We start from the raw sequence: 12,934 nt of genomic DNA, 5'->3' as shown, positions 1-12,934 counted from the left end.
GCGCACGGAGCGGCCTTGTGGCCTCATTGCCGGTCCTGCCGCCCTGGTGCACCCTGCGGCGCCCGCAGTGTGCGTGCTTCTTCCCCTCCTTGGCTAGCGCATTCGCCCCGCCTTGGGCAAGGCCGCCTTATGAACCAGAGCGGGGCAGGGTGATGACCTGCTTGCCTGCGCAGGGCATGGCGCCCTTTTGCATTTACCCTTCGTTCAGTTTTTATCCACCGTTTCTTAAGCATGTCCGTTTACCTTTCGGGAACGAACAGGCGGACATGCGCCTGCTTGAGGGCAGGCTGGCAGGTTGAGGTGCATGACGCTTTTTTTGTCATCAGGTGGTGAGGATCCAAGGTGTTGAAGCTGTTTTCCAGATTGCCCGGAGCGGGACGGGGCGAGCGGGCAGGGCGGCAGCGGCCGCTTCTGGATACGCGTGTTTTCGACAATGTGCTCGCCAGTGGCAGCGTGACGGACAGGCAGGCGCTGGCCTGTCAGCTGGCGGCCTTCGTGCGCGGCCGGGAGGCGAAGGATCCGGAACGGCGGCTGGTCACACCCTATCTGCACCGGCTCTTGCAGGATAAGGACATGCGCGTGCGGCAGGCCTGCGCGGAAGGCCTCACCGAAGATGCGCATCTGGATGCCGATTCCGTCTTTCTGATCACGGCCGATGCGGAAGCCATTGCGCTGCCGTTTCTCAGGCGGGCGAAGGCCCTGGATGCGGCGCGGCAGGTGGCCATTTTCAAGGTCGGTGATGAAAAGCGGCGCGAGGCGCTGGCGCAGCGCGCGGCTGTCAGTGACAGGCTGATGACCCTGATTGCGCGCGAAGGGGAGCTGCCTGTTGTGCTCGCCCTGCTAGACAATGGCCGGGTGCGCATTGATGGCGACAATCTCAAGCGCATTTATGCGCGGTTCCGGGATGTGCCGGCGGTGACGGAGCGGTTGCTGGCGCGCAAGGATCTGCCGGCGGAAATCCGCATCGTGCATGTGCGCACGGCAACGGAACGGGTGCGCACCGCCATTCTCAAGGGGGAGTTGCCGGCGAGCGTGGCCATTCGCAAGGCGGTGGAGGATACCGAAGAGCGGGCGCTGGCCGACATTCTCATCTCCCTGGCCAGGGACAAGGAGCGGGTGCGCGCGGCCATGCGCTTCATGGCCGGGCGCGGGCTTCTGACCGCGGCGGTGATCCTGCGCGCGGCGGTGCGCGGGCATGTGACGGTCCTTTTGGCGGCGCTGGGGATTCTGGCCGGCGTCTCCTCCCGGCAGCTTGAGCGCATCGCGAAGAAGGGCAGCAAGCGGGCCTTGCGCGCGCTTTACAAGAAGAGCGATCTGCCGGAGGCGGCGCTGCCGCTTGTTGAAGCCGTCTTTGACGTGGCCCAGAAGCATGGCGATGCCGAGGCCGGCGTTTCCGAGGCCACCTTCGGGCGCGAGGTGCTCTCCTGGATCATGGCGGCGGACAACGACCTTTCAGTGGCGGAAAAGGCACGCCTGGCAGAGATCCTGGCGCAGCTGGCGGATGAAGAAACCCGCCCCCTCGCCGCCCGCCTCGGCAAAGGCCTGCTCAAGGCGGCGTAAAATCCTTTCCTCGTCGATTTTCTCGTCAACCGGCAAGAGCAGCGGCCTGATACTGCACGTTCATGCATTTGCCCCAAGTCAAGTGTGCATACCGCACGGTGGAGCCGATCGGAAGTTTTCCTCTGAAGCCAAACGAAAAATTTGCCCAGAGGCGATTTTTCACATCTGCTCACCGCCCGGTTTTTCTTCCTTAGGTCACCTGATGTTTTTCCTCTATGAGGTGCCTGAGCGAAAGAGGGGGCAGTGTGATGAATTTTTGGTTGGATTTTCCGGCTGGCTGAGGGCCGCCTTAAAAGGCGGGATATCTCGCCCAGACATATTCGGGTGTCTGCTTAAAAAGTGTTTTATCACTTGCTAACTGGTGGGAATCCTGCTTAATGCCTGTGCCGGTCGTGGCTTTGCCATGGGCGGGGCGTGCGTTCGGTACTGGAAAGGATCGCTTGGCCTTTGGGTCATGAGCAGTGCCGCAAGGGGAAGGAACGTTTCGTACCCATGCGGATGTTGGAACGTCGGGGGAGGGCGCTGCATTTGGTGGCTGATGAAAGGCAAGGGAAGCATGGTGGAGAACGGGCGGTCAAATCTTGTGCGCGGTCTGGCCTTGCTGGCGGGATTGTTCGGGGGGCTGACGGTGTTTTCCGGCGGGCGGGTGCTTTTTGGCCCGGAAGAGGCGCGCATCGCCGCCGGGCATTATCTGCCTTTCGTGGTCTGGTTCAATTTCCTTGCCGGATTCGCCTATGTGGCGGCCGCCTGGGGGATGATGCGCCGGTGCGCCTGGGCCTGCCCGCTGGCGGCAGGCATTGCGGCCGCCACGGTCGTCGTTTTTGCCATCTTCGGGATCAAGGTGGCTGTTGGCACGCCGTTTGAGATGCGCACGGTGGGCGCCATGACCCTGCGCAGCGGCTTTTGGCTGTTTGTGGCCTTTATCCTGTGCCGGCGGCGCCAAGGCGCACCATGAAAGCTGAAAAAAGGCGCGGTCTTTTTATGTGTGCCTGAATTTTTGAGTCGTAATCAGCAGGAGACGTGAACGCATGTGGCGCAGGCTGCTTTTCATCCCGCCTCTGGCGCTCGGCATTGCCGTTGTCGCCTTCGTCGTCAACAACCGGCCGGCCCCGGCGCGCAAGGCGCCGCAGGAGGAGGCGCGGGTGGTGCGGGTGATGACGCTGCGCGCGCTTACGCTACAGCCGCGCATTGTCGGCTATGGCACCGTGCGCCCTTCTCGCGTGTGGAACGCCATCGCCCAGGTGGGCGGCAAGGTGGTCTACACGCATCCGGACCTGAAAAAGGGCGCCATCATTCCCGCCGGCACGGAGATCATCACCATCGCGCCGGATGATTACCGGCTGGCCATCGCCCAGGCGGAGGCGGGCATTCGCGCCACGGAGGCAAAGCTGGCCGAGCTGGACGTGACCGAGCGCAACACCCGCAGTCTTCTTGAACTGGAGCGGCAGGCGCTGGACATCGTTCGCAAGGATTACGAGCGCAAGAAAACCCTCAGAGCGCGGGGCACCATTGCCGATGCCACCCTGGAGCAGGCTCTGAAGGCGCTTCTTGCCCAGCGCAAGCTGGTGCAGTCATTGGAAAACACCCTGCATCTCATTCCCGCCCAGCGCAAGGAACTGCAGGCACAACTGGCCACCCTGCGCGCACAACTGGCCGCGGCAAAACTCAATCTGGAGCGCACGCATATCCGCATGCCCTTCACCGGGCGCATCTCCATGGTGGGCGTGGAAGTGGGGCAGTTCGCGCCGGTGGGCAAGCAGCTGGCCAGCGCTGACGATATCGCGAAAGCGGAAGTGGAGGCGCAATATCCCTTGCAGCGGATGCAGTCTGTCATCCGGCTCGTGGCCAATCTCTCCGATGATGTGACCCTGAACGGCCGCATGGTGCGCCATCTTATCGACAGGCTGGGCCTGTCAGTGGAAATCCGGCTGGAAACGGGGGATGTGCCCGTGGTCTGGCAGGGCCGCTTCGCCCGCCTGTCCGATACCTTTGACCCGAAGACGCGCACGCTGGGCGTCATCGGCGAGGTGGACGATCCCTATTCCCACGTCTCTCCCGGCAACAAGCCGCCGCTTGCCAAGGGCATGTTCGTGCGCATGGACATTCTCACCCGCAAGGTAAAGGACGTGCTGGCCATTCCGCGCGCGGCGGTGCACGAGGGCCGGGTGTTCGTGGTCGATGCCGAAAACCGGCTTGAGATACGCCCGGTGAAGGTGCGCGCGCGCATGCGGGATCTCGTCATTATCGGCGAGGGGCTGAAGGCCGGTGAGCGCATCGTGCTCAGCGATCTCGTTCCGGCGCTGGAAGGGCAGTTGCTCAAGCCCGTGCCGGATGAGGACACCGCGCGCATGGTCATCCGCGAAGCGGCGGGAGGCGAGGGCCGATGAACAGGGTCGTTCGCTATTTCGTCACCCATCCCACCATCGCCAACCTGCTGATGCTGGCCATCGTTGCTGCCGGCCTGCTGGCGCTGCCGAAGATGCAGCGCGAGACTTTTCCGCGTATCGCCCCGCGCAAGGTGGAGGTGAGCCTGGCCTGGCCCGGTGCGCGGCCCGAGGACGTGGAACAGGCCATCTGCCAGCGCATCGAGGATGCGGTGCACAACGTGGACAATGTCTACGAGATCACCTGCGTGGCCATGGAGAACGTGGCGCGTGCCACCGTGGAGATGGTGGAGGGCGCCAGTTTCGAGAAATTCACCTCCGACCTCAAGACGGAGGTGGAGGCCATCGACGACTTTCCCGATCTGGTGGAAAAGCCGATCATCCGTCAGCTGGGCACGCGCGATTTCGTCACCTCCGTTGCGGTGTCCGCTCCCGCGGCATCGCCGGTGGACCTGAAGATGCTGGCCGAGAGACTGAAAGACCGCATGGAGCGCACCGGCAAGATCCCGAAAGTGACGGTGCGCGGCTTTTCCACCCATCAGATCCGCATCGCGCTTGATTCGGCGCGGCTTAAGGCACTGGGCATATCGGTGCAGGATGTGGCCAATGCGGTGATGCGCTCCTGCTTCGACCTGCCGGCCGGCTCGTTGCAGACGCGTGCGCGCGACATTCTCATCCGTTATGCCGACGAGGGCAAGCGCCCGCGCGATTATGAGAACATCGTGGTCGTGGCCAGCGCCAGCGGCGGAGAGGTGCGGCTGGGCGATATCGCCACCATCACCGACCGGTTCACTCTGGATGAGGAGAAATACCTGTTCAACGGCCGCCGTGCCGCCATTCTCGACATCACCAAGACACCGCAGGATGATGTGCTGCGGGTGATCGACGCGGTGAAGGCCTTCATCGCGGAGGAAAAGGCGCGCCTGCCGAAGGGCGTGACCATGGAGATCACCAACGATCAGGCCTCGCTGGTGCGTGACCGGCTCAATCTCATTCTCACCAATGCCGTGCAGGGTCTGATCCTGGTGTTTGTCACGCTGTGGCTGTTTTTCGGCCTGCGCTATTCCTTCTGGGTGGCCATGGGCCTGCCCATCTCCTTCCTGGGCGGCGGGCTGCTGATGGTCTGGAGCGGCATGACCATCAACATGATGACGATGATCGGCCTGCTCATCGTCATCGGTCTTTTGATGGACGATGCCATCGTCATTTCCGAGAACATCGCGGCACAGCGGGCGAAGGGCAAGCCGCCGGTGCAGGCGGCCATCGACGGCGTGACGCAAGTGATGCCCTCGGTGTTCGCCTCGTTCATCACCACGGTGGTTATCTTCGGCTCGCTGGCCTTTCTGAAAGGGGATCTCGGTCAGATCCTGCGGGTTGTGCCCATCGTCATGCTGTTCGTGCTGGCGGTGTCGCTTATCGAGGCCTTCCTCATCCTGCCGCATCATCTTCTGCACACCATGGAAAAGACGAAGACGGCGAAGATGGGCGGGCGCTTTCAGGAGTGGATGAACGCGCGGCTGGAAGCCTTCAGCAAGCGGGTGGTGGAACCGGTGGCCCGCTTTGCCGTCAACTGGCGCTATTTCACGTTCGGGTTTGCTGCCATGCTGTTTCTGCTGGCGGTGGCGGCCATGGCCGGCGGCAAGGTGAAGTTCGAGGCCTTTCCGGATCTCGACGGCAACACCATCGCCGCGCGCATTCTGCTGCCGGCGGGCTCGCCGCTGGCGCTGACCGAGCGCACGGTTGAGCGTGCCATTCAGGCCCTGCGCGAGATCAACCGGGAGGAAAAGCCGCGCCAGCCGGATCAGCAGGATCTGGTGCGCAACATCACGGTGGAATTCAACCGCAATGATACGGCAGGTGAGGCGGGCCCGCATGTGGCCACCATCACCGCCGACCTGCTGGATGCGGAAATCCGCACCATCCGCATCGAGGAGGTGCTGGCGAAATGGCGCGAAAAGACGAAGGACCTGCCGGATGTGGTGTGGATCCGCTTTTCCGAGACGAAGATCGGCCCGGCGGGGCTGGATATCGAGATCCGGCTGCAGGGGGATGACCTTGAGCAGATGAAGGCGGCCTCGCGCGAACTGATGGCCTGGCTGAAGGGCTATGTGGGCGCGGTGGACATTTCCGATGATCTGCGCCCGGGCAAGCCGGAGTTTCGCATCCGCTTAAAGCCGGAGGCGCGCATGCTGGGGCTGGACGGCCGGATGGTGGCGGATCAGCTGCGCGCGGCTTTCCACTCCATCACCGTGAACACGGTGCAGCGCGACGGTGATTCCATCGACATTGACGTGCGGCTGTCCGATCGGGACCGGGATTCTGTGGCCGATCTCGATCATTTCGACATCGCCCTGCCGGACGGGCGGCTGATACCGCTCAAGGCAGTGGCGGACGTGCAGCCCGGGCGCGGCTATTCGCGCATCACCCGCATCAACGGCCAGCGTGCCATTACCATCACCGGGGATGTGGACACGCGCATCGCCAACGCCAACGAGATCGTCACCCATGCCATGGCCTCCTTCGTGCCGAAGCTGCTTGAAAAATATCCGGGGGTGCGCATCTCGCTGGAAGGAGCCGACCGCAAGGCGCGCAAGACGCAGCGATCCATCCTTTCCGGCTTTGTTGTCGGCATCATCGGCATCTACCTGCTGCTGTCGTTTCAGTTCCGCAGCTACATCGAGCCGGTGGTGGTCATGTCCATCATTCCCTTCGCCTTCGTCGGCGCCGTGTTTGGCCATTTCCTCATGGGGCTGAACTTTTCCATGCCCTCGCTTTTGGGGCTGGTGGCGCTTTCCGGCGTGGTGGTGAACAACTCCATCCTGCTTGTGAACTTCATCAAGCATTATCACGGCGAGACGGCGAGCGTGCGCGAGGCGGCGCCGCTGGCCTCGCGGGCGCGCTTCCGCGCTATCCTGCTCACTTCCATGACCACCTTCGTGGGCCTTTTGCCCATCCTGACGGAAAAGAGCCTGCAGGCGCAGATTCTCACGCCCCTGGTCACATCGCTGGCCTTCGGGCTGGTGGCCGCCACCTTCCTGGTGCTGCTGGTGGTGCCCTCGATCTATTCCATCCTTGATGACTTTGGCCTGGCGCGCCTGGATGCCCCGGCGGAAGAGGAGGGAGATCATGTCTCTGCCGCTTCCGCCTCGCGATAATGTGATCGCACACATCGTTTCCGGCTGCGACGGAAACCGTATCCTGAATGCGTAAAGAACAGTGGGGCGGAAAAACCATCTCGGATGAGAAAAGGGATACATGCGACATGAAAAAGAAGCTTTTGACCGGCTTTCTCGCGCTGACGCTGTTTGCGGCGCCGGGCATGGCCCAGGATGCGCAGGATGACGGGCGCACGCTGGTGCAGATGGAGCCGCAGATGCAGCAGCAGTTTCTCGCCATGATGCGGGGATTTCTGGATTATGTCGATGACATGATGAATGCGCTGGCGGAAGGCGATTTCAGGGAAGTGGCGCGCATCGCCGGCGAGGATCTCGGCCCGGCCCATGAGCTGATGAGCAAGTTGCGCGCAGCGAAAGTACCGGAGGAGAAAATCGCCGAGATTCGCAAGCTGGTGCGCCAGCGCATGGCCGAGATGGTGGAGCAGGGAGGCGGCAACCCCGATCAGATGCACATGGGCATGGGCCGCATTGTCATGCAGGTGCTGGGCAAGCCGCTGCCCGGCATGCAGATGGGCGAGGGCCGGAAGAAACCGCAGGGATTTGGCGGTTTTGGCCGGGTCTTGCCCCCGGAGATGCATCAGATGGGCATGCAGATGCATCTTGCCGCCGGCAACATCGCCGATGTGGCGGCAAAGGTGGGCAATGAGCCGACGGCTGATGATTATCGCAAGGTGATCGAGGCCATCGGTGAGCTCACCGGCCAGTGCCGCGCCTGTCACGCCGCCTGGAAGCTGCGCTGACACCACGCTGATGATCCCTGCCTCTAAGGGCGGCATTCCCGGATACTTGAACGAAGGGAGGTGGCGGCTTTCCCCGCCACCTCCTTTTCATTCCAAGGCGTGGGGGCGAAAACCGCCCATGAACCTTGGTTCATGCGCCGCTTTTTTACCTCTGCTGCGGCAACGCCATTTACCGCAAGGCGGGCCTGCGCGGCCGCAGCGAGCTGGTGGCCTATTTCGTCGAAGACCTGCTCGCCGGCGAAAAGCTCCTTACCGGCAGGGGGTGATAAAAAATCCCGTCAGGAGGCTTGGCTACCAACCGGAATGAAAAAGGAAAGAGGCCGGAGCCTCTTTCCTGAACTGTTGCAGTCGAATGCTTGTTAACGGCCAGACTGCGTTTACTGATCTGCAAAGCAAAAGCTAGATTATCTTCTGATTATTGTCAAGCTTTACGTGCATAGATAACATGTCCTCGCCTGCCTTTCCAGTCATGTGAGGGCAACCATGCGCTATCGTCTCGCTCTCGACATCGGCACCAATTCCATCGGTTGGTGGATCTACGAGCTGAACGCGGAAAACGAACCCGTGCGCAGTGTCGATGGCGGCGTGCGCATCTTCCCCGATGGCCGCGACCCGCAGAGCAGGAAATCCCTGGCCGAGGATCGCCGCCTGGCCCGTGGTGCACGCCGCCGGCGCGACCGATTCGTGCGCCGAAGAAACGCCCTGATGCGCGCCCTGATGGAATACGGCCTGATGCCGGCGGACGAGTCCGCGCGCAAGGAGCTGGAAAAACTCGATCCCTTCGAGCTGCGCGCGCGTGCGCTGAATGAGCCGCTGCCGCCGCACCATCTGGGCCGCGCCCTGTTCCATCTGAACCAGCGTCGGGGTTTCAAGTCCAACCGCAAGACCGACAGCCGCGACAATGAGGCAGGTGCCATCCGCACCGGCATCGCCCGACTGGAACACAAGATGATGGAGGAAGGCGCCCGCACCTTCGGCGAATTCCTCCACAAGCGCCGCCAGCGCGGCGAGAGCGTGCGCGCCCGACTGCGCCCGGAAACGCAGGGCAAGGGCAACGGCTACGATTTCTACCCCGACCGCAAGCTGCTGGAAGCGGAATTCGACGCAATCTGGCAGGCCCAGGCGAAATACCACCCGGAGGTGCTGACCGAGGAGGCGCGTGATCACATCCGCCGCATCATCTTCTATCAGCGCCCGCTGAAGCCCCCGCGCGTCGGCAAGTGCACCTTCAACGAGCACGAGGAACGCCTGCCGAAGGCCCATCCCCTGTTTCAGCAACTCCGGCTCTATCAGGAAGTGAACCACCTGGAGGTGCAGCAGCCGGACGGTTCTTTCCGCAAGCTGACGCGGGATGAGCGCGACAAGCTGATCCTTTATCTGAACACCCGCAAAGATGCACCGTTCAAGACGCTACGCGAGCGCGTATTGAAGCTGCCCGAGTTCACCCGCTTCAACAAGGAAACGGAAAACCGCAGGAAACTGCCGGGCAATGAGGTCAACGCCGCGCTGGCGAACAAGAAGGCCTTCGGCCCGCAATGGACGGCGAAGAGCTGGCAGGAGCAATGGGCCATCATCGAGCGCATCCTGAACGAGGAAGATCCGGACGCGCTCATCGACTGGCTGATCGAGGAACAGGGCCTGAGCGAGGAGCAGGCCGAACATGTCGCCTTCAAGGTTTCGCTGCCGAAGGGCCATGGCCGCCTCGGCCTGACGGCCTCGCTGCACATCCTGGAGGCCCTGAAGGAAGACGTCATCACCTATGGCGAGGCGGTCGGGTGTGTATATGGCCATGGCGCGCACTCGGAATTCGCCACCGGTGAGGTCTTCGAGGAACTTCCTTACTACGGCCACATCCTCTCCCGCCACATCCCGCCCGGCACCGGCGACGCGAACGACCCGGAAGAACTGCGCGTGGGCCGCATCACCAACCCGACGGTGCACATCGGCCTCGGCCAGCTTCGCCGGCTGGTGAACACTCTTATCCGCCGCTACGGCAAGCCGGCCGAGATTGTCGTCGAGCTGGCCCGCGAGCTGAAGATGAACGACGAACAGATCAGGGAATACAACCGCCGCCTGAAAAAGAATACCGAAGAGGCCGAACACCGCCGCCAACTGATGCGGGAAGCAGAAGAGATAACGCATCAGAAAATAGAGCCAACCCCGCGCAACCACTTGCTCCTGCGTCTGTGGCTGGAACTGGAGGAGTGCGGCAAGCGCGCCCGCCGCTGCGTCTATACGGGCCAGAACATCAGCCTCTCCATGCTCTTCTCCGGTGCCGTGGACATTGACCACATCCTGCCCTATGCGAAAACGCTGGATGACAGCGTGGCAAACAAGATCGTCTGCCTGCGCGAGGCCAATCAGGAAAAACGCGACAGGCCCCCATACGAAGCCTGGGGCCACACGGAAAAATGGGAAGGCATCGCCGAGCGGGCCAAGGGCCTGCCGGCCAACAAGCGCTGGCGCTTCGCCCCGGACGCGCTTGAGCGCTTCAGGGGCAACCATGAGGATTTCCTGGCCCGCCAGCTCAACGAGACTCAATATCTCGCCCGCATGGCGCGGCTTTACCTGGCAGCGCTTTATCCAGTGAAGCTGGCGCAAGCACCGGTGTGGGTCACGCCCGGCCGGCTCACGGCTCTTCTGCGTCGCCGCTGGGGGTTGAACAGTATTTTGCGCGGCGACAACCTGCCCGAGGAGCAACAGGCGAAAGCGCGAGACGATCATCGCCATCACGCCCTGGACGCCGCCGTCATCGGGCTGACCAGCCGCGGCCTCTTGAACCGAATCTCTCGCGAGGCCGGGCGGCTGGAGGCACAAGGGCTGGAAGACTACGTCTGGCAATCGATCCCTGCGGAACCCTGGCCTGGCTTTCGCGAGGAGGTGGCGCGCATCGTGCGTCGCATGATCGTCAGTCATCGCCCGCGTCACAAGACCATCGACTTTTCTCTGCGTCGGGTGGGGCGCGACCAGACTGCGGGGCAATTGCACGAGGAAACCGCCTATGGCCTCACCGGCGAGCGCACGCAGCGCGGCGATCCCATCGTCGTCTATCGCGTACCACTCACCAGCCTGAAGCCGAAGGACATCGAGCTGGTGCGCGATCCGGACCTGCGCGATGCCCTGTGGAATCACACGCGCGACCTTTCGGGCAAGGAATACGAGAAGGCGCTGGCGGAATTTCCCACACTGGACAAGGTCGATGGCAAGGATAACCCGTGGAAGGGCATCCGTCGCGTGCGCATCACCCGTGCGCTGAACGTCATCCCCATCCGCGATCGCCGTACCGGCCAGCCCTACAAGGCCTACAAGGGCGGCTCCAACTACCGCTATGACCTCTGGGAGCTGCCGAACGGCAAGTGGGAAGCGGAGGTCATCTCCATGTTCGATGCCCACCAGCCGGGCTGGAAATCGGAGCTCAAACGCAAATACCCGACCGCGCGCAAGCTGATGCGCATCTTCCAGAACGACATGTGTGCGTGGGAACAGGACGGAAAAACGGTTTATGGCCGCGTGGTGAAGTTCACGAAGAATGGTCAGATTACGCTTGCGCCGCATAATGAGGCGAATGTGGATGCACGTAACAGAGATGCATCCGACCCATTTAAGTTTATTTCGCCGGCACCAGCCGGACTGAAGAACATGAAATTTCGCCTGGTCAAGGTGGACGAGACGGGACGCGTGTTCGACCCGGGCCCCTGGTATGACCGGCGCTGATGCCGCCTGCGATGATGTCACGGCAAAACAATGGATCGCTATGTGGACATAGCCACCGATGACGTACACTTAAGCGTGCTGCGCGGTTTCATGCTGGTGCGCAGGGATGGCGAGGAACTGGGCCGCGTGGCGCTGGACGACATCGCCGCCGTCATCGTTCACGCGCACGGCGTCACCTTCTCCGCCAACCTGTGCACCCGGCTGGCGCAGCGCGGCGCGCTCATTGTCTTCTGCGGGCCGAACCACGCGCCGCATTCCCTGCTCTGGCCATTGGAAGGGCATCATGCGCAAGGCGGACGCATGCAGGCGCAGCTCGCCGCCTCCAAACCGCTGAAGAAGAACCTGTGGAAACAGGTGGTGGTGGCCAAGATCCGCATGCAGCAGGCCATTCTGCACGCCGCCGGAGAAAACGCCGACGCCTTTGATCGTCTAGCGCGCAAGGTGCGCTCCGGTGATCCGGAAAACGTGGAGGCACAGGCGGCGCGGCGCTATTGGCCTCTGCTCTTCGGCCCCGGCTTTCAGCGCGACCGCAATGCGCACGACGTGAACGTGTTCCTGAACTATGGCTACACGGTCCTGCGTGCCTGTGTGGCGCGCGCTGTCATCGCCGCCGGACTGCACCCCACACTGGGAATGCACCACCACAACCGGGCCAATGCCTTTGCTCTGGCCGACGACCTGATGGAGCCGTTTCGACCACTGGTGGACTGGACAGCGCGGCAACTGTTGCGCGATAATTTCGGAAACAATAATGGCGGCATAGTGCTGGACTCACAAGCCAAGGAGCGGCTGGTGCGCATGCTGTCGTTTGACCTGCTGCTGCCGGAAAGCCGCACGCCGGTAAGCGGTTGCGTGCAGCGGCTGAGCGTATCGTTGGCGCGCAGCTTTGAGCAGCGCAGGGCCATGCTTGAATTTCCGGTGCCGCCGAAAGCGTTGGAGCTTGCGGAATTGTAGGGCGATGGGCCGCAAGGGCGGAGATGGCGTTTTCTTGAGCGGATACAGGCTCATGTGGATGCTGGTGATGTTCGACCTGCCGGTGAACACGCCACAGGCGCAGCGCGAGGCCACGCGCTTTCGCCAGTTCCTGCTTGATCGTGGCTTTGAGATGAACCAGTTTTCGGTCTACATGCGCTTCTGTGGCGGGCAGAAGACATTCGAGGCGCATGTGAAAGCCATAGAGCAAAACTTGCCTTCAGGCGGTGATGTGCAAATTTTGCAAATCACGGACAAGCAATATGAGCGGATCCGTGTTTACAGCGGACAGACACGGCGTCAGGCGCGAAAAAATCCGAATCAACTGGCGCTTTTTTGAGGATTGGCGGCATTTTCGATCTTGGAATGGCCGCCCAAACCCCTTGAA

General features: G+C 62.3%; 9 protein-coding genes. All 9 read left to right on the top strand.

Translation table 11 applies throughout. The features are described 5' to 3' along the window. The first annotated feature begins 345 nt into the window (after window positions 1–345). Window positions 346–1,560: a DUF2336 domain-containing protein gene (locus tag EK16_RS10920; RefSeq protein ID WP_038037098.1), complete on the top strand. Its 1,215-nt coding sequence runs from the start codon at window positions 346–348 to the stop codon at window positions 1,558–1,560. Window positions 1,561–2,116: 556 nt separating this feature from the next. After that, window positions 2,117–2,515: a hypothetical protein gene (locus tag EK16_RS10915; RefSeq protein WP_038037151.1), complete on the top strand. Its 399-nt coding sequence runs from the start codon at window positions 2,117–2,119 to the stop codon at window positions 2,513–2,515. Between the two features lie 73 nt (window positions 2,516–2,588). Beyond that, entirely contained in the window at window positions 2,589–3,947 is a 1,359-nt protein-coding gene (locus EK16_RS10910) for an efflux RND transporter periplasmic adaptor subunit (protein ID WP_038037097.1), read from the top strand. Further along, window positions 3,944–7,099: an efflux RND transporter permease subunit gene (locus EK16_RS10905; RefSeq protein WP_038037096.1), complete on the top strand. Its 3,156-nt coding sequence runs from the start codon at window positions 3,944–3,946 to the stop codon at window positions 7,097–7,099. The genes EK16_RS10910 and EK16_RS10905 overlap by 4 nt, the downstream gene beginning before the upstream one ends. A gap of 107 nt (window positions 7,100–7,206) precedes the next feature. Continuing rightward, entirely contained in the window at window positions 7,207–7,860 is a 654-nt protein-coding gene (locus EK16_RS10900; RefSeq protein WP_156098588.1) for a hypothetical protein, read from the top strand. A gap of 125 nt (window positions 7,861–7,985) precedes the next feature. Beyond that, window positions 7,986–8,126: a hypothetical protein gene (locus EK16_RS12345; RefSeq protein ID WP_156098587.1), complete on the top strand. Its 141-nt coding sequence runs from the start codon at window positions 7,986–7,988 to the stop codon at window positions 8,124–8,126. 217 nt (window positions 8,127–8,343) lie between these two features. Beyond that, window positions 8,344–11,574, top strand: a complete 3,231-nt coding sequence (cas9, locus tag EK16_RS10895; protein WP_038037094.1) for a type II CRISPR RNA-guided endonuclease Cas9 — start codon at window positions 8,344–8,346, stop codon at window positions 11,572–11,574. Between the two features lie 30 nt (window positions 11,575–11,604). Further along, the gene (cas1, locus tag EK16_RS10890) at window positions 11,605–12,528 is read left to right on the top strand and encodes a type II CRISPR-associated endonuclease Cas1 (RefSeq protein ID WP_038037093.1); all 924 of its coding nucleotides are present in this window, start codon (window positions 11,605–11,607) and stop codon (window positions 12,526–12,528) included. A 52-nt stretch (window positions 12,529–12,580) separates the two neighbouring features. Beyond that, window positions 12,581–12,886 (top strand): CRISPR-associated endonuclease Cas2, encoded by a 306-nt coding sequence (gene cas2 / locus EK16_RS10885; protein ID WP_081910507.1) that lies wholly within the window; start codon window positions 12,581–12,583, stop codon window positions 12,884–12,886. Window positions 12,887–12,934: the final 48 nt, after the last annotated feature.

Source organism: Thermopetrobacter sp. TC1 (assembly GCF_000746275.1).
In the GTDB taxonomy this organism is placed as follows: domain Bacteria; phylum Pseudomonadota; class Alphaproteobacteria; order Rhizobiales; family Aestuariivirgaceae; genus Thermopetrobacter.
This window is presented reverse-complemented; position numbering and strand designations above follow the sequence as displayed.